The organism is Sphingomonas sp. LHG3406-1 (genome assembly GCF_029637485.1).
Taxonomy (GTDB): Bacteria; Pseudomonadota; Alphaproteobacteria; order Sphingomonadales; family Sphingomonadaceae; genus Sphingomicrobium.
In genome coordinates this window covers 1,000,355-1,017,457 of record NZ_CP069128.1, presented here as the reverse complement: position 1 = coordinate 1,017,457, position 17,103 = coordinate 1,000,355, and the positions used below count along the sequence as shown (strand labels likewise).

13 protein-coding genes and 1 tRNA gene are annotated in these 17,103 nt (G+C 66.9%); 7 read left to right on the top strand and 7 right to left on the bottom strand.

Features of this window, described 5'->3' with window-relative positions:
* Positions 1–57 precede the first annotated feature (57 nt).
* On the top strand, positions 58–2,796 hold the full coding sequence (locus tag JOY29_RS04925) for a valine--tRNA ligase (protein ID WP_300975075.1): 2,739 nt from the start codon (positions 58–60) through the stop codon (positions 2,794–2,796).
* Positions 2,797–3,057: 261 nt separating this feature from the next.
* Positions 3,058–4,461 (top strand): MATE family efflux transporter, encoded by a 1,404-nt coding sequence (locus JOY29_RS04920; RefSeq protein WP_300975074.1) that lies wholly within the window; start codon positions 3,058–3,060, stop codon positions 4,459–4,461.
* Here the strand turns inward: JOY29_RS04920 and JOY29_RS04915 are convergent.
* Positions 4,458–5,348: a diacylglycerol kinase family protein gene (locus tag JOY29_RS04915; RefSeq protein ID WP_300975073.1), complete on the bottom strand. Its 891-nt coding sequence runs from the start codon at positions 5,346–5,348 to the stop codon at positions 4,458–4,460. The two genes, JOY29_RS04920 and JOY29_RS04915, sit on opposite strands and share 4 nt — an antisense overlap.
* Before the next feature lie 48 nt (positions 5,349–5,396).
* Here JOY29_RS04915 and hemB point away from each other — a divergent pair, with 48 nt between their 5' ends.
* The 3 genes from hemB to JOY29_RS04900 are packed head-to-tail and all read left to right on the top strand — an operon-like array spanning position 5,397 to position 9,164.
* On the top strand, positions 5,397–6,389 hold the full coding sequence (gene hemB, locus JOY29_RS04910) for a porphobilinogen synthase (RefSeq protein WP_300975072.1): 993 nt from the start codon (positions 5,397–5,399) through the stop codon (positions 6,387–6,389).
* A 22-nt stretch (positions 6,390–6,411) separates the two neighbouring features.
* Positions 6,412–8,601 (top strand): spermidine synthase, encoded by a 2,190-nt coding sequence (locus tag JOY29_RS04905; protein ID WP_300975071.1) that lies wholly within the window; start codon positions 6,412–6,414, stop codon positions 8,599–8,601.
* Positions 8,598–9,164 (top strand): GNAT family N-acetyltransferase, encoded by a 567-nt coding sequence (locus tag JOY29_RS04900; protein ID WP_300975070.1) that lies wholly within the window; start codon positions 8,598–8,600, stop codon positions 9,162–9,164. The genes JOY29_RS04905 and JOY29_RS04900 overlap by 4 nt, the downstream gene beginning before the upstream one ends.
* Here JOY29_RS04900 and JOY29_RS04895 read toward each other — a convergent pair.
* A complete protein-coding gene (locus tag JOY29_RS04895; protein WP_300975069.1) occupies positions 9,155–9,670 on the bottom strand; it encodes a hypothetical protein in 516 nt (171 codons plus the stop codon). The two genes, JOY29_RS04900 and JOY29_RS04895, sit on opposite strands and share 10 nt — an antisense overlap.
* An 81-nt stretch (positions 9,671–9,751) precedes the next feature.
* Between JOY29_RS04895 and JOY29_RS04890 the strand changes: the two genes are divergently transcribed.
* Positions 9,752–9,828: transfer RNA gene (locus JOY29_RS04890), tRNA-Arg, on the top strand.
* Between the two features lie 114 nt (positions 9,829–9,942).
* Here the strand turns inward: JOY29_RS04890 and JOY29_RS04885 are convergent.
* The 3 genes from JOY29_RS04885 to JOY29_RS04875 form a co-directional block, all read right to left on the bottom strand.
* Complete coding sequence (locus JOY29_RS04885) at positions 9,943–10,071, bottom strand: hypothetical protein (protein WP_300975068.1); 129 nt, start codon at positions 10,069–10,071, stop codon at positions 9,943–9,945.
* Positions 10,072–10,521 carry a hypothetical protein gene (locus JOY29_RS04880; protein WP_300975067.1) on the bottom strand — a complete coding sequence of 150 codons (450 nt, stop codon included), beginning with the start codon at positions 10,519–10,521 and terminating at the stop codon, positions 10,072–10,074.
* Between the two features lie 117 nt (positions 10,522–10,638).
* Positions 10,639–11,193 (bottom strand): hypothetical protein, encoded by a 555-nt coding sequence (locus JOY29_RS04875; RefSeq protein WP_300975066.1) that lies wholly within the window; start codon positions 11,191–11,193, stop codon positions 10,639–10,641.
* Between the two features lie 551 nt (positions 11,194–11,744).
* On the opposite strand from JOY29_RS04875, the gene JOY29_RS04870 reads away from it, so the two are divergent.
* The gene (locus JOY29_RS04870) at positions 11,745–12,044 is read left to right on the top strand and encodes a DUF2726 domain-containing protein (protein ID WP_300975065.1); all 300 of its coding nucleotides are present in this window, start codon (positions 11,745–11,747) and stop codon (positions 12,042–12,044) included.
* 69 nt (positions 12,045–12,113) lie between these two features.
* Here JOY29_RS04870 and JOY29_RS04865 read toward each other — a convergent pair whose 3' ends face one another.
* Positions 12,114–13,715, bottom strand: coding sequence for a hypothetical protein (locus JOY29_RS04865; protein ID WP_300975064.1), 1,602 nt, complete (start codon positions 13,713–13,715; stop codon positions 12,114–12,116).
* A 117-nt stretch (positions 13,716–13,832) separates the two neighbouring features.
* Entirely contained in the window at positions 13,833–16,904 is a 3,072-nt protein-coding gene (gene uvrA, locus JOY29_RS04860; protein ID WP_300975063.1) for an excinuclease ABC subunit UvrA, read from the bottom strand.
* Positions 16,905–17,103: the final 199 nt, after the last annotated feature.

Here is a 17,103-nt window from a genome sequence, read left to right as displayed (position 1 = left end):
GGTTCGGCCCGGCATGACGGTTGAACGAAGCCGCCGCGCTCTATACCGCAGCGCACCATGACCGATCTGCCGAAGACCTTCGAACCCGCCGCCATCGAAGCCCGCTGGTACGACCATTGGGAGAAGACGGGCCAATTCCGCCCGGCGCGCCCTGACGCCGAGCCGTTCACCATCGTCATGCCGCCGCCCAATGTCACTGGCAGCCTCCACATCGGCCACGCGCTCGACGATACGCTGCAGGACATCCTCGTCCGCCGCGCGCGGATGCAGGGCAAGGACGCTTTGTGGGTGGTCGGCACCGACCATGCCGGTATCGCCACCCAGATGGTGGTCGAGCGCCAGCTGAACGCCCAGCAGCAGAAGCGCACCGACTTCACCCGCGACGAGTTCGTCGCCAAGGTGTGGGAGTGGAAGGCCGAGAGCGGCGGCCAGATCACCCGCCAGCTGCGCCGCCTCGGCGCCTCCTGCGACTGGTCAAACGAGCGCTTCACCATGGACGAGGGCTTCTCGAAGGCCGTCCTCCACACCTTTGTCGAGCTTCACAAGCGCGGCCGTATCTACCGCGACAAGCGCCTGGTGAACTGGGACCCCAAGTTCCAGACCGCCATCTCCGATCTCGAGGTCGAGACGCGCGACCAGCCGGGCAAGTTCTGGACCCTCAGCTATCCGCTGGCGGACGGCAGCGGCCATATCGAGGTGGCGACCACGCGGCCCGAGACCATGCTTGCCGACATGGCGGTGGCGGTCCACCCGTCGGACGAGCGTTACACCGCGCTCATCGGCAAGCAGATCAGGCTTCCGATCACCGGCCGCCTCATCCCGATCGTTGCCGACGAACATGCCGATCCCGAATTGGGCTCCGGCGCGGTGAAGATCACGCCCGGCCACGACTTCAACGACTTCGAGGTCGGCCGCCGCGCCGGGATCAAGCCCGCCGACATGTTCAACATGCTCGATGCGTCCGCCCACGTCTGCCAGACCGCGGACGGCTTGGTGCCCGAAGAACTGCTCGGCCGCGAGCGCTTCGACGCCCGCCGGCGGGTGGTCGAACTGCTCGAGGCCGACGGAGCGCTCGTCAAGGTCGAGGACCGCACCATCGCTACCCCGCTCGGCGACCGCTCCGGCGTGGTGATCGAACCTTGGCTGACCGACCAATGGTATGTCGACGTAAAGCCGCTCGCCGAGCGCGTCGTCGCTGCGACCAGGGCCGGCGAGATCAAGGTCGTGCCCGAGACCTGGTCCAAGACCTGGTTCAACTGGCTCGAAGGCATCCAGCCGTGGTGCGTGTCGCGCCAGCTATGGTGGGGCCACCGGATCCCGGCGTGGTACGACGAGTTCGGCAACATCTTCGTCGCCATGAGCGCCGAGGAAGCGCAGGCCATGGCCGGCGACGAGCGCCCGCTGATGCAGGACCAGGACGTGCTGGACACCTGGTTCAGCTCGGCACTGTGGCCCTTCGCGACCCTGGGGTGGCCCGAAGGCTCGCCCCTCCCGCTTCCGGGAGGGGAAGGAGGCGCGTCAGCGCCGGAAGGGGAGGGCGTGTCGCCATCCTCGCCGACAAGCCCTCCCGCGGCCCCTCCCGCAAGCGGGAGGGGAGATCTCGCCCGCCACTACCCCAACGACGTCCTCATCTCCGGCTTCGACATCCTCTTCTTCTGGGATGCCCGCATGGCCATGCAGGGGCTCGAGTTCATGGATGAGGTGCCGTGGCGCACGCTCTACCTCCACGGTCTCGTGCGCGACGCGCAGGGCCAGAAGATGAGCAAGTCGAAGGGCAACACCGTCGACCCCCTCGTCCTTATCGACAAATATGGCGCCGATGCCCTCCGCTTCACCATGGCGGCGATGGAGAGCCAGGGCCGAGACATCAAATTGGATGAGAAGCGGGTCGAGGGTTATCGCAATTTCGCCACCAAGCTGTGGAACGCCGCCCGCTTCCTGCAGATGAACGGGGTCGGGCCGTCCACTTCGATCGCGGCGCCCGAAGCCACCAAGCCGGTCAACCGCTGGATCATCGGCGAGGTGGTGGAGACGCTGGGCAAGCTCAACCGCGCCTTCGACGAGCTGCGCTTCGACGGCATGGCCGACGCCATCTACCACTTCACCTGGGGCACCTTCTGCGACTGGTATGTCGAGCTGGTGAAGGGCGGCTTCGACGAGGAGACCCGCGCCGTCGCCGGCTGGGCGTTCGACCAGATCCTGGTCATGCTCCACCCGTTCATGCCGTTCGTCACCGAGGAGCTGTGGCACGGCATGGGCGAGCGGCCGTACGACCTCATCGTGGCCACGTGGCCTGAGCCGAATGCTGCAAGCGACGCGGATGCGAAGGCGAAGGTCGAATCCGTGATCGCCTTCGTCGAGGGCGTCCGCGCCCTTCGCTCCGAGCTCAACGTGCCGTGGACGGCGGCGCTCGTCCCGCACGTGCTGGCAGGGGAGGGCGGCAGCGCCCTGATCGGCCTGATCGAACAGGAAGGCGCCATCCTCGGACGCATGGCGAAGATCGGCGCCCCGGTCGCTGCCGACGCTCCGCCCGCCGGTTCGGCGCAGATCGTGGTCGGCGGAGCGACCGTGGCCTTCCCGCTTGGCGATGCCATCGACCTTGACGCCGAGCGCAGCCGCCTCGCCAAGGCCGCCGAAGCCGCGGAGAAGGACCGCGACAGCCTTGCCGCACGGCTCGGCAACCCGGCCTTCGCCGAGCGTGCCAAGCCGGAGGCCGTTGCCAAGGCCCGCGCCGACCACGACGCCCGCGCCGCCGAGGCCGAGCGGCTGCGGGCGGCGCTGGCGCGGCTGGGCTGAGACTGCACCCCGGCGAAGGCCGGGGCCCAGGAGCGCCCTCAAGGCGCTTTCCTCGCCCGGCGTGGCGCCGGGCTGGGCTTCGGCTCGCGCCGGGGAACAGCTTAATCCTGTCCTACATCGGCCAATCAGGCTAAGCCGCAGACGTGCGTCTTGCCGTCCTTTCCAAGCACCCCCACTTGCCCCCGCGCACCGGCTTTCCTGAACAAGTGGACGAAGTGGACGATATGCCTTTTTCCCGTCCCTCGTCTGCCGCGGGCCCGCGTGGCTGACCAGGATGCGCCCGCCGCCGGCGCGCGGCCCCACCAGCGCGACCTGACGACGGGGCCGATCGGCAAGACCCTGCTCGCCTTCGCGATCCCGACGCTCGGCTCGTCCATCGTCCAGAGCCTCAATGCCTCGATCAACAGCATCTGGGTCGGCCGGCTGCTCGGCGAGGAGGCGCTGGCGGCGACCGCCAATGCCAATATGGTCTGGTTCGTCCTCATCGCCTTCACCTTCGGCTTCTCGATGGCGACCTCGATCCTCATCGGGCAGGCCTGGGGACGCCGCGACGTCGAGGGCGCGCGGCGGGTGCTGGGGACGGCGGTGACCTTCTTCTTCGGTGTCGGAATCCTCGTGCTGATCGCCGGCGAGCTTGCCGCGCCCGACCTGCTGCGGCTGCTCGGCACGCCGGGCGAGGCGCTTCCGCTCGCCGCCACCTATCTTCGCACCTTCCTCCTCGGCACGCCCGCCGCGGTGGTGCTGGTCGCGCTCTCCATGGCCCTGCGCGGGTCGGGCGACAGCGTGACGCCGCTCTATTTCATGCTGCTGGCGGCGGCCTTGGACGTGGTGCTTAATCCGCTGCTGATCGCCGGCATCGGTCCGTTTCCGGCGCTCGGCATCGCCGGCGCGGGCTATGCCACGGCGATCGCCAACTGGGTCGCGCTGACCGGCCTCATTCTCTTCGCTTATGCGCGCCGCCTGCCCCTGACGCTCGGCGGCCGCGACCTGCGCTTCCTCGTCCCCGACCGCGGGCAACTCGGGACCATCATGGGCAAGGGCCTGCCGATGGGACTGCAGATGATCGTCATCTCGGTCTCCAGCCTGGCGATGATCGGCCTCGTCAACGCGCAAGGGGTGGAGACCGCCGCCGCCTATGGCGTGACCATGCAGCTATGGGCCTATGTCCAGATGCCGGCCATGGCCTTCGGCGCAGCGGTCAGCGCCATGGCCGCGCAAAATATCGGGGCAGGGCGCTGGGATCGTGTCGACCGCATCACCAGGATCGCGATCATCCAGGTGACGGTCATCACCGCCGCGCTGATCGGTCTGTTCATCCTCTTCGAGAAGCCCGCGCTCGGCCTGTTCCTCGGCATGGACAGCCCGGCGCTTCCGATCGCCATCCGGATCCAGTGGATCGCAACCTGGAGCTTTCTCATGTTCGGCCTGGTGCTGGTCCTGTTCGGCACCGTCCGCGCCGCCGGCGCCGTGGTCGCGCCGCTGCTGATCCTCGCGGTCGGCCTCATCCCCGTCCGCCTCGGCTTTGCCGGCGGCGCGCAGGGCTGGCTTGGCAGCGACGCCATCTGGTGGAGCTTCCCCGTGGGCACGATCGTCAATCTCGTGCTCGCCTGGCTCTACTATCGCTCGGGCCGTTGGCGGAAGGCGAAAATGGCGCCGACGACCTAGCGCGGCGCCGCTACCCACACCGCCGCCCGGGCTACGGTGACCGTCACCGGCGTCCTGGCACTGAGCTCGCCGTCTATGGAAATCTTCTGCGGCGGCCGAGTCTCGATCCGCAGCTTCGTGCCGCGGTATTCGGTCACGGTCTGGCTCCGGCTGCGCAGCTTGAAAAGGGTCGCGAACCAGCTCCACGCCAGACGCCCGAGCCCGCGCCCGGTCACCGCCTGCACGACGATCTCGCCCGACTGCAGGTCCGCGCTCTCGGCCAGCTCGATCCCGCCATGGTGCGTTCCGTTCAGCACCCGCGCTTCCGTCGCCCAGGTGCGGTGGATGCGCCTCCCGTCATCCACCACCAGCCGGAACGGCCGGAACTTGAACGCGACCCGGGCCGCCCAGATGATGTAGCCAAGCATCCCGAGGGTCCGCTTCAGCTGGTGCGGCACCGTCTCGGCGATCATCGGGCTGAGGCCCATGGCGGCGGCATTGGCGAAATAGTCGCCATCGATCGCGCCGAGGTCGATCCGCATCTTCCGCCCCGTGGCGATTGTCTCGACCGCCGCCTGCAGGTCCGTGCCGATGCCCAGCGTCTTGGCGAAGCTGTTGGCGGTGCCGAGCGGAAGCAATGCGAACACCGTCTCGCTGCCGAGGAAGTCGTCGATGGTCGAGGACAATGACCCGTCCCCGCCGCCGATGATGATCATCGGCGCCTTTGCGGCCAGTGCTTTCCGGACGGTCGGGAGCATGTCGTCCGGATTTTCGATGGCATGAGCGGCGAGCAGCTCGACCCCGCGCTCCTCGAGTAATTCCCGTGCGTGCTCGAACGCGTCGGCACCGCTGCGGCTCATGGCGTTGACGACCAGGATCGCCTGTTTCGGGAGCGTATCGTCAGTCATCGGCGTCACAATGCTTGGAACGGGCAGGCGGTGCCGTATAGTGCCGCCATGAACGCCGCTTTTCCCGCCCTGCGTCTCCGCCGGGGCCGTTCCGCACCCTGGATTCGCTCCCTCCTTGCCGAGCACCGGCTGAGCCCGAGCGACTTCATCCTGCCGCTCTTCATCTGCGACGGCGTCGGTTGCGAAGAGCCGATCACCTCGCTGCCTGGCGTCAGCCGCTGGACGGTCGACCGCATCGGCGCCCGCGCCCGCGAGGCCCATGAACTCGGCATCCCCTGCGTCGCCCTTTTCCCGAACACGCCCGGCCACCTTCGCAGCGAGCGGGCGGAGGAAGCGCTCAATCCCGACAATCTCATCTGCCGGGCCGTGAAGGCCGTGAAGGATGCCTGCCCGGACATCGGCGTTCTGACCGATGTCGCGCTCGACCCCTATACCGCGCACGGTCACGACGGGCTGATCGACGAGCGCGGCTGCGTCCTCAACGACGAGACCACCGTCATCCTCGTCCAGCAGGCTCTGGTGCAGGCTGAAGCGGGCGCTGACATCGTGGCGCCGTCGGACATGATGGACGGCCGGGTCGGGGCCATCCGTGGCGGCCTCGAAGCCGCCGGCAAGTGCGACACCGCGATCATGGCCTATGCCGCCAAATATGCCTCGTCCTTCTATGGTCCGTTCCGCGATGCGGTGGGGTCGGGCGGGCGCCTGAAGGGCGACAAGCGCGGTTATCAGATGGACCCGGCCAATGCGGCCGAGGCGCTGCGTGAAGTGGCGCTCGACATCGCCGAGGGCGCCGACATGGTGATGGTAAAGCCCGGGCTGCCCTATCTCGACATTTTAAAGGCCATTCACGACCGATTCGACGTGCCGACCTTCGCTTATCAGGTGAGCGGCGAATATGCGATGATCGAGCATTCCGCCGCAGCCGGGGCGGCCGATCGCGACGCGCTGATCCTGGAGACGCTGCTGGCCTTCAAGCGGGCTGGCGCGACCGGCATCCTCACCTATCACGCGGTCGATGCGGCGCGGCTCATCGCTGGCTGACCAGCGGCATCAGGAAGCAAAAATGGCCACGATCGCTCAACCCTTGAATGCGGCAAGTGCGCCGCGCTGGCTGTTCACGGCGGCCATCTTCACCGGCTCCTTCCTTCTCTTCCTCGTGCAGCCGATGCTGGCGCGGATGGCTTTGCCGCGGCTCGGCGGCGCTCCGGCGGTGTGGAACTCCGCCATGCTGGTCTACCAGGGGCTTCTGCTCGCCGGCTATGCCTATGCCCACTGGCTGGGCCGCTTCGGCTCGCGCACGCAAGTCGCCGTCCATCTTGGCGTGCTGCTTCTTGCCGCCCTGACCTTGCCGCTGTCGCTTGCCGCCGGAAGTCCGCCCGCAACCGCCGAGCCCTTCCTGTGGGTGCCGTGGCTGCTGCTCGTGTCGGTGGGTCCGCTGTTCTTCGCCATCTCCGCACAGGCGCCGCTGCTGCAGCGCTGGCTGTCGATCGGCGGTGACGATCCCTATCCGCTCTACGTCGCGTCCAACCTCGGCAGCTTCTGCGGCCTGCTGGCCTATCCGCTGTTGCTGGAGCCGCTGGTCGGTGTCGCCGAGAACAGCCTGTGGTGGTCCTGGGGCTATGGCGTCATGCTGCTTCTGGTCGCTGCCTGCGGCCTTCCCTTGCTCCGGAGCGATGCGCCGCCGGCCGACCGCGCCGTCATCGCCAGGGTGCCGTGGCGCACCTTCCTGCGCTGGGCCCTGATCGCTGCCGTGCCCTCAGGGCTGATGCTGTCGACGACGCTCCACCTCACCACCGACGTCGCCGCCATGCCGCTCCTGTGGGTGATCCCGCTCGGCCTTTATCTTCTCAGCTTCACCGTCGCCTTCGCGGTGCGCCGGACCGCCGCCAATATCTGCGCGGCCGCCGCGCCCTTCTTTCTGCTGCTCGCCGCGGCCATGCTGTTCGTCGTCACGGGCAACCTGCTGCCGATCGTCGCGCTGATCGCGATCCTGGCCATGTTCCTCGTCGCCACCGCGCTTCATTCCAGGCTCTACGACGAGCGGCCGGAGCCCGCGCAGCTGACCCTCTTCTACCTTGCCATGTCGGTCGGCGGCGTGCTCGGCGGCCTGTTCTGCGCCCTCATCGCACCGCTGATTTTCGACTGGACCTACGAGCATCCTTTGCTGCTCCTCGCCGCAGCCTTCCTCCTCGGCGGACGCCAGCCGCTCGCGGGCATCTGGTCACTGGTCGCCAGCAAGCGAGCCGGGCACATGCTCTGGCTGATGCTCGGACTGCAGTTCGCGGGGGCGATCGCCGGTTCTGCCTGGGAGGAGCGGACCTTGCTCGCGCTCGTCGCGGCCGCATCCGCCGGCCTTGCTTCGCTGGCGCTCGGCCGGCGCTGGCTGTTCACTGCGGCCCTTGCCACGTCAATGCTTGCGAGCGGCGGGCTCGATCGCCTGCACGACACCATGGTGCCCGGGCAGCTCACCCGCAGCTACTTCGGCGTCTATCGCGTACTCGACGGCTGGGGGACGCGGGGACTGGTTCACGGCACGACCACGCACGGGGTGCAACTGGTCGGTTCGCCCGAGCGGGAGCGTACGCCGACCAGCTATTACTGGAGCGGCTCGGGGGTCGGCCGGGTGATGACCAACCTGCCGGCGCTGCTCGGGCCGCAGGCGCGTGTCGGGGTGGTCGGCGTGGGGCTCGGCACGCTCGGCTGCTATTCCCGGCCGGGCGAGCGCTGGACCCTGTTCGAAATCGATCCCACGGTGATCGAGATCGCCCGCTCGCCTTCCTTCAAGTTCCTGTCGCGGTGCCTGCCGGATGCGCCCGTCGTCATTGGCGATGCGCGGCTCAAGCTGGCCGAGGCGGCGCCCGCCAGCTTCGACATCCTGGTGATCGACGCCTTTTCGTCCGACGCCATCCCGATGCATCTCCTTACCCGCGAGGCTTTCGCCATCTACCGACGCGCCCTTCGTCCGGGCGGGTTGCTGATGATCCACATCTCCAATCGGCACCTCGAGCTGCGGCCGGTGATCCGGACCGGGGGAGAGAGCGTCGGCATGAAGGGCGTGCTCGCCTCTGCCGTCGGCGATCCGCTGGTGCGCGGCTATGACTCGACCTGGACGGCCTTGTCGTCCGATGCGGCGCTGATCGAGCGGGTCAAGGCGACCGAGGCGGACCTATGGGTCGGCCTGCCGTTCGGACCGAGGGTCCACTGGACGGACGACCATGCCTCGATCCTGCCGGTGCTGGTGCGACCCTGGTGAGCGCCATCGTCGCCGAAACCGAGCGTTTGCGCCTGCGCGAGTGGGACGAGGAGCGTTGGGCCGAGTTCCTGCGAGTCACCAACACGCCTGCCGTGATGCAATGGCTGGGCGGAGTAGGGGACGCGGCGCAGATGGCGGCCGCGAGGGCCCGGCTCGATACCTATATGGCCGATCATGGCTTCACCTTCTGGGCGGTCGAACGGCGCGCCGACGACGCGATCCTCGGCTTCTGCGGCCTGAAGCGCGCCAATGCGCCGGGTGCCGAACCGCTGCACGGCGAGGTGGAAGTCGGCTGGCGGCTGCGCGAGGATGCCTGGGGGCAGGGCTATGCCAAGGAAGCCGCCATTGCCTCGCTGGACCTCGCCTTCGATCGCTTCGGGGCGGAGCGGGTGATCGCCTTCACCGCCGCGGGCAATGCGCCGAGCCAGGGGTTGATGAAGCGCCTCGGCATGCGGCGGCTTCCCGAGCATGACTTCGAAGATACGCGCTTTCCCGGCGATGCCGCGCCCAATCCGCAGGTGACCTTCGCCATCACCGCGGCGGAGTGGCGCGCTCAGCGCTGAAGGCGAGCCTTGATGGCGTCGAGGGCGTCGAGCTGACGGCGGTCGATGGCGCCAAGCTCGTCATTCACCCGCCGCGCCGCGGCGAGGTCCTGCGCCACCAGTCGCTCCGCGCTGCGGGTGTGCCGGGAGACGAGGGCATCGAGGTCGCCGAGCGCCGAGACGAGGGCCGCGCGGGCGGCGATGGCAGCGGACAATTGCTCCTGCGCCGTGATCCAGCTTTCCGACTGGACCGGGCCCGCACCGGCGGCCGCGGCAGTGGCGGTGCGGATGGCCGGCTCGGCCACGTCGGCGCCGGCCAGCGCGCGCGACCGGACGGCCTCGAGCGCCGCGAGGAAGGCGGGGGTCGGCGGGAGGTCGGCCGCGCGGTCGGGGATGGGGAGGCGCGGATCGATCGCCTCGGCCGCCCGCGGCGCGAGCGACGGCCCGTCCTTCAACGGCGCGCAGGCGGCGGCGGCCGTCAGCAGCAGGACGGCGAGGGCCGGGCGGACGGGAAGGCGGCGACGCATCCTTTTCCCTCTAGCAAGCAACGACGGGCCAACAAGGGGTTGCGCACCGCGCCGCCTGTCTCTAGACGCCGCCCTCGGCAAGCGCCCGTAGCTCAGCTGGATAGAGCATCAGACTACGAATCTGAGGGTCGGACGTTCGAATCGTTCCGGGCGCGCCAGCCACCCAAGAGGTCCACTCGAAAGAGTGGGCCTTTTTTGTTTGCGCCGACAGCGGCCGCGCCGTCCCCGCTGTCATCCACAGCTTTCTCGCGCGCAGTTGTTCCTGTTTCGTTCTATCGGGCGTAGAAGCAGGCGCCATGTCCGCCAAGCATATCCGAACCACCGGCGACCTTGCCCGTTTCCGGGCCAGCATCCGCATCGACTGCCGCGATTGCGGCGCGGCGCGGACGCTGGACAGTCATTCAGCGGTCAGGGCGCTCGGCAATTGCGGCTTCGAGGAGGCCGAGGCGCGGCTGAAGTGCGCGCGCTGCGGCGGCAAGGGCGCGCGGGTGACGGTGCTTCCGCCGGTGTGAGGGCGTCTTCGCGGTCCCCGGCCGGCCGATTCGAGCGGGAGTCCTTGTTGCCCGCCGCCGAACCGCGGCATAGTCCGGCTCGTCCGCATCCTCGAAGAAGTGCACGGCGGGCACGATCCGCTCCTGCTGTTCGCGCAGCCGCGCTTCGGCGTCGCGCTCGGCCGCCTGGCGGCGGCGGATGGTTTCGGCGGGTTTCTGTGGCTGGGCGGCGCGGGATCGGCCGCCCCTCAACGCATCCGTCAGCCGTGCCTGGACGGTCCAGGCAAGGTCGAATTCCTCATCGGAGCTGCAGTCGTTGAAGGTCGGGTCGAACAGCCGGTCGGCGAGATGCTTGTCCATCGACCAGGGTAGGACAGTTGCAATCCTACTAGTCAAGCGAGCAACCGCCCGGAGCACGAACGAAGAAGGGCGCGCGACCCTTCGGCCGCGCGCCCCTTTATTATCCCGATGCGGGGCCTAGCGGGCCCGGCTCAGGCGCAGGTTGGTCACCCGGCCGGAATAGTCGACGGTGCAGTTGAAGCGCAGGTCGCCCTGGGCATAGGCCTGGCGCTGGTTGTAGCCATAAGGCGTCTGGGCATAGCGGCCGCTGTCGACGAGGCCGGTCACGCGCAGGTTGCGGTTGTTGCGACGCTGGACGTTGGTGATGGCGGTGACTCGAGCGGTGCCCGGATAGGCCTGGTTATAGCCATAGGCCTGGCCGTAGGGGCGCTGGCCGTAGCCCTGCTGGCCATAGGCGGCCGGGTAGCGGCGGGCGACTTCGGTCTGGGCCGCGGCGGCGCACTGGGTGACCAGCTGGCGGTCGTTGGCCGCATAATTGCGGTTGCCGAGCAGCTGGGCGATGATCCCGGGCAGGCCGCCCTGCTGCTGCGGATAGGTCTGCTGGTTGTAGCCGTAGCCGGGCTGGCCGGGGTAGGGCTGCGGGGTCTGCGGCTGCGGATAATATTGCGCGGCGGCGGGGATCGCGACGGCAGTCAGCGCGCCGGCGGCGGTGAGGATTGCGAGGGTTCGCATGGGGTCTTCCTTCGTCTCGACCCGGAAAGCGCCGGGGGAGTTCAAGGGATAAACGGGCGGAGCGCCCCGGAAGTCGCATGAACCGAAAACAACAAGCGAAGCGCCGAGCGCAGCGAAGCAGCGCGAAGAGCCGCGAAGCCGGCCGGCCGACAGGTGCTTGGCGAGGCCTCAGGCCGAGGCGGGCAGCCTGATCGACGACACGGATTTAATCCGTGACGGCTTCTTCTTCTACTTCTTCGACATCAACTCATACGGCCAGCTAAAGTGAGTATAGAGGAAGGACGTCCCGTCTTCTTTAGACACTTCCTTCGCGAAGATGCGGAATTTGGACCCCACTGGGTAACGCTTCCGCATATCACGTGAGCACTCGACATTCATTGACTGAGGGTAGAACTGGCCAGGAGTGGGCCTTGCCCGAATGCTGCCGTGAGAACCTCTCGGAGGACCAGCATAGGTCTCAATGATGATCTGGCGGTAAGGCGACCAAGGCTTGCTCAGTGTCATACAGCGATCTTGATGTTCCGCCGTGCCCAGATCAAGCCTTCAGTCAGTTGCTGGACGGGAGCAGCGTCGAGGCGTTCAACACGATCAACGCCAAGCGCGTCGACTTCCTGCTGGTTGACGCCGACCAGCGCCCAAGGGTGGCGATCGAGTATCAGGGGCGGGGGCACCACCAGGGCGAAGCGGCCGCCCGCGACGCCGTGAAGCGCGAGGCGCTGCGGCGGGCGGGAGTCGGCTATGGCGAGGTGTTCGCGGGCGACGGACCGGCCGAGCTGGCGCAGGTGGTGGCGCGGGTGATGGCTGGGGCGGGGGTGGAGCGGACGTTTGGGGTGCGGGTTTTGGATGTTTAGGTGACTGTCATCGTATTCTCTAGTGCAGAGACCATCAGGAAACTGCCGCCATGCTTATCGCATGTCGCATCAGCTAGCGCCCGTACGCAAGTGCGCGGGCATGTCGGAAACTATAATCTGGCGTGTCTGCTCGTCGAAGCTATAGTAGATGCGGAGGCACCGTTCAGGCTGTCTGGTATTTCCGCCGTTCTTCAAGTGCCACGTGGCTGTCAGCCGCCTTCCCTGAAAATCGAAGGTGTACTCGTCATTTCCGCATGGTGCGTTCGTAATGCCTTCGAAGACGGGAATGTTCGCCAGCGTTCCCCCACCAATCATGAAGCGGTCGCGAGCAATGCTAGCTAACCAGCGGATGCATTGAGCAACCTCTTCGATGTCTTGAAACTGAGCCTTACGAATGCCTCTGCGGGCGGATGGCGAGAGCGTGACCTTGCCAGCAAATTCCGTATCGCACCACCCTACGAACTCCTCCCATGAGGTGGGGTCGGCGACCTCTTGTGGTTTGGCTCCAGTTTCAATGAGGGCATGCTCAAGGTGCTCGATGCGCGCGAAGGAAGAGAAGAGCTGTCGCTCCGAAGCCTCAGCGCGTTCACTTTCCTCTTCGGACAACTGCCAAGCTTGGTCCACCTGCGCCTGAAGCTCCACAACGCGATTGTTCATGGCCTCAATCTGCTTCAACAGAGCCTTCAGCTTTTCGTCATCAGCTGCCTCCGGCACACTTCCAGTGTCGCTATAGGACTCGCTTGCCGCACTTCGGACTGCCGCAAAGGTAAGGACGTCATGGCCAAGCCGCGTTCGCCTAAGGCTTTCGCGAGCAACACCGCGACGAAGTTCAGCCATGACCGAAGCCGGTTCGCGCTCAACAACGTGGCCGAGAAAAAGTTGATGATCGCGGGGGTCATCGATAATTGTAAGTCCGGGCTGGTAAACGCGCAGACCGCCGTGGAAAACGGAAAGTTGCTTACCCAGAGCGTCGCTCAAGCCGAACGTAAGGTTAGCAGGTATCCAAACAACATGTGCCAATCCGACTAACGCATTTGCGAAGCCATCAAGATTAAATTTAGGCGCGTGCGGGTCATCGGCCCGTCCGTCACCAGTCGCGACGATGACAGGCAAGCGTCTTGCGTCCGAAAGGACCCACTCAGTGACCGTTTCGACATGCTCTGCGTGCTCGGCCCAGTGGAAACCGTTTCTTACGGGCACATCGCCGTCGCGCAATCCGCACGTATCTGCAATTTGCCGTACGAGCCCCGGCACTGCCGGCTCGATGACGAGCTCCGGCTCAGCGGAATTGACAACTAGGCGAACGCCGAGCTGAACTTCTTGGCTCGATGCCGTTCGGCCCAAGCTTACTTCTGTCGACCAAATGCGGCCGGCAACATTCTTATCGGGGTCATCGGCCCGAAGGGACCACAGGGTGGTGCCGTCCACGGATAAAAGCGACCCCATGGTCGTTCGGCCAGCCGCAAGGGTTTCGAATGTGCCACCGGACCAAGCTTCCACGGGAAGCCGTTCAGCCATTCGCCTTTGCGCCCAGCGCAAAACCTCTTGGCGAGCATCTTCAAGCCGGTCTCGCTCATCCGCGCCGGGGATAGTCGCCACCACTCGCAAGATTTCGCGCTCGACCACCGCCCGCGGCATTCTCGCCCGCAACGGCGCCAAGGCCGCGGCCATGGTACCGCCTGAGGTCAAGCTTGGGCCACTTGCGTATCTCACACTTAGCTCTCCATGACGCGCTTTGCCGTACCAAGGCGGCTTCCGCAGCGCTTTAGAGCATCACTTGCTCCGAAGTCACTCTGCTGCCTCAGTCACCTTCCGCCGGCGCGGCTTCTTTGGGCTCCCCAAGCTCCCGCCATCTCGCTCGGTCGCCGGCCCTCCCCCGGCCCCTCCCGCAAGCGGGAGGGGAGAAGAGGGGGAGGCACCCGCGAGCGGAGTGTTTTTGCCCCGGGCCAGCAACGGCCGCAGATAAGCCCCCGTAAAACTCCGCTCCTCCTTCACCACCTCCTCCGGCGTGCCCTGCGCGACAATCTCGCCGCCCTTGATGCCGCCCTCCGGGCCGAGGTCCAGCACCCAGTCGGCGGTCTTGATGACGTCGAGGTTGTGCTCGATCACGACCACGGTGTTGCCCTGCTCGACCAGGGCGTGGAGGACTTCGAGCAATTTGCGGACGTCCTCGAAGTGGAGGCCGGTGGTGGGCTCGTCGAGGATGTAGAGGGTGTTGCCGGTGGCCCGCCGGCTGAGTTCCTTGGCGAGCTTGACCCGCTGCGCCTCGCCGCCGGACAGGGTCGTCGCCTGCTGGCCGACCTTGATGTAGCCGAGGCCGACTTCGGCCAGCATCGCCATCTTGTCGCGGATGCCGGGGACGGCCTTGAAGAATTCGACCGCATCCTCGACCGTCATGTCGAGCACGTCGGCGATGCTCTTGCCCTTGTGCAGGACCTCCAGCGTCTCGCGGTTGTAGCGCTTGCCGTGGCAGACGTCGCAGGTGACGTAGACGTCGGGGAGGAAGTGCATCTCGATCTTGAGCAGGCCGTCGCCGGTGCAGGCCTCGCAGCGGCCGCCCTTGACGTTGAAGGAGAAGCGGCCGGGCTTGTAGCCGCGGGCCTGGCTCTCGGGCAGGCCGGCGAACCAGTCGCGGATCTGGGTGAAGGCGCCGGTGTAGGTGGCCGGGTTGGAGCGCGGGGTGCGGCCGATCGGCGACTGGTCGATGTCGATGACCTTGTCGAGCTGGTCGAGGCCGGTGACCTTGTCATGCTTGCCGGCGAGGATGCGCGCGCCGTTCAGGGCCCTCGCGGCGGCGGCGTAGAGGGTGTCGATGGTGAAGCTCGACTTGCCCGAGCCGGACACGCCGGTGATGCAGGTGAAGGTGCCGAGCGGGATGCTGGCGGTGACTCCGCGCAGGTTGTTCTCGCGGGCGTTGTGGACGGTGAGCTTCTTGCCCGAGCCCTTGCGGCGTTTTGCGGGCAGGGGGATGGAGCGGCGGCCGGAAAGATAGTCGGCGGTGAGCGAGCCTTCCTGCTCCATCAGCTCGGCGAGGGAGCCGGAGTGGAGCACGGTGCCGCCATGGACGCCCGCGCCCGGCCCCATGTCGATCACATGGTCGGCGGCGCGGATGGCGTCCTCGTCGTGCTCGACGACGAGGACTGTGTTGCCGAGGGACTTCAGCCGCTGAAGGGTCTCCAGCAGGCGGTCATTGTCCTTCTGGTGGAGGCCGATCGACGGCTCGTCGAGGACGTAGAGGACGCCGCTGAGGCCGCTGCCGATCTGGGACGCCAAGCGGATGCGCTGGCTCTCGCCGCCGGACAGCGTGCCGCTGGTGCGGTCGAGGTGGAGATAGTCGAGCCCGACGTTGTGGAGGAAGCCGAGGCGCTCGTTGATCTCCTTAAGGATCGCGCGGGCGATCTCCTGGTGCTGGGGCGTGAGCCTGGGTTCGAGCGCGCCGAACCAGGCATAAGCGTCGGCGACGGAGCGGCGGACGGCGATGGAAATATCCTCGCCGGCGATCTTCACCGCCAGCGCTTCGGGCTTGAGGCGGGCGCCGTGGCAGGTCTCGCACGGATGGGCGGCCTGATAACGGCTGAGCTCCTCCTTCATCCACGCGCTTTCGGTCTGGAGCAGGCGGCGGTTCAAGTTACCGATGACGCCTTCGAACGCCTTCTTCACCTCATAGCTCTTGCGGCCGTCGACGAAGCGCAGGGCGACCGCCTGGCCGCCGGTGCCGTGGAGGATGGCTTGTCGGTGGGCGGGGTCGAGGTCCTTCCACGGCGTCTGCAGGTCGAAGCCATAATGGCGGGCGAGGCTGGAGAGCACCTGCATGTAATAAGGCGAGGGCGGCTGGCTCTTGGCCCAGGGCACGATCGCACCCTTGGCGAGCGACAAGTCGTGGTTGGGAACGACCAGATCCTCGTCGAACTCCTGCCGCTCGCCAAGGCCGTCACAGGCCGGGCAGGCGCCCTGGGGGGCGTTGAAGGAGAACAGGCGCGGCTCGATCTCGGCAATGGTGAAGCCGCTGACGGGGCAGGCGAACTTCTCGGAGAAGCAGATTCGGCCGGGAGGGGCGTTGGTGGCGAGGACGGCCCGCTCGGCGGCCTTGTCGAGCGCGGCGGCGACTCCGGTCTTCTCGGTGCCGGCCGGCTCGGGCGTGGGGTCGGCGGGGTCGAGATAGGCCAGCCCGTCGGCGAGCTTCAGCGCGGTCTCGAAGCTGTCGGCGAGGCGGGTCTGGATGCCGTCGCGCACCACGATGCGGTCGACCACCACTTCGATGTCATGCTTGTACTTCTTGTCGAGCGCGGGCGCCTCGTCGATCTCATGGAAGGTGCCGTCGATGCGGACGCGGGTGAAGCCCGCCTTCTGCCATTCGAGCAATTCCTTGCGATATTCGCCCTTGCGGCCGCGGACGACGGGGGCGAGCAGATAGTGGCGGCTGCCTTCGGGGAGCGCCATCACCCGGTCGACCATCTGGCTGACCTGCTGGGCCTGGATCGGCTCGCCGGTGGCGGGCGAATAGGGGATGCCGACCCGCGCCCACAGCAGGCGCATATAGTCGTAGATCTCGGTCACGGTGGCAACGGTCGAGCGCGGGTTGCGGCTGGTCGTCTTCTGCTCGATCGAGATGGCCGGCGACAGGCCGTCGATATGCTCGACGTCCGGCTTCTGCATCATCTCGAGGAACTGGCGGGCATAGGCCGACAAGGATTCGACGTAGCGGCGCTGGCCTTCGGCATAGATGGTGTCGAAGGCGAGGCTCGACTTGCCCGAGCCCGACAGGCCGGTGATCACCGTCAGCTGATCACGCGGGATCGAGACGTCCACGCCCTTGAGGTTATGCTCGCGCGCGCCCTTGACCGTTATGTGAGTCAGCATCTGGCTAGCGATGCTTCTTGATGTGAGTCAGCATGGGAGGGAGTTTGTTCCGTTTTCGTTCTGGAGGCAATCCCTCCCTCGACGCTGCTAGGGATAATCGGGATGGCGGAGCGGGCGAGATGGGTGGAGAGCCGCATATTGGCAAGGAGTAGAGGGTCCTAGCCGCTGCAAAGGAGCTTGCTAGCAATCTCGTCCATCA

Bases quoted from the DNA above. Each gene is read 5' to 3' on its own strand.
- JOY29_RS04925 (WP_300975075.1), top strand. From the start codon at position 58: ATGACCGATCTGCCGAAGACCTTCGAACCCGCCGCCATCGAAGCCCGC.
- JOY29_RS04915 (WP_300975073.1), bottom strand. From the start codon at position 5,348: ATGACTGACGATACGCTCCCGAAACAGGCGATCCTGGTCGTCAACGCC.
- hemB (WP_300975072.1), top strand. From the start codon at position 5,397: ATGAACGCCGCTTTTCCCGCCCTGCGTCTCCGCCGGGGCCGTTCCGCA.
- JOY29_RS04905 (WP_300975071.1), top strand. From the start codon at position 6,412: ATGGCCACGATCGCTCAACCCTTGAATGCGGCAAGTGCGCCGCGCTGG.
- JOY29_RS04895 (WP_300975069.1), bottom strand. From the start codon at position 9,670: ATGCGTCGCCGCCTTCCCGTCCGCCCGGCCCTCGCCGTCCTGCTGCTG.
- JOY29_RS04885 (WP_300975068.1), bottom strand. From the start codon at position 10,071: ATGACTGTCCAGCGTCCGCGCCGCGCCGCAATCGCGGCAGTCGATGCG.
- JOY29_RS04880 (WP_300975067.1), bottom strand. From the start codon at position 10,521: ATGGACAAGCATCTCGCCGACCGGCTGTTCGACCCGACCTTCAACGAC.
- JOY29_RS04875 (WP_300975066.1), bottom strand. From the start codon at position 11,193: ATGCGAACCCTCGCAATCCTCACCGCCGCCGGCGCGCTGACTGCCGTC.
- JOY29_RS04865 (WP_300975064.1), bottom strand. From the start codon at position 13,715: ATGGCCGCGGCCTTGGCGCCGTTGCGGGCGAGAATGCCGCGGGCGGTG.
- uvrA (WP_300975063.1), bottom strand. From the start codon at position 16,904: ATGCTGACTCACATAACGGTCAAGGGCGCGCGCGAGCATAACCTCAAG.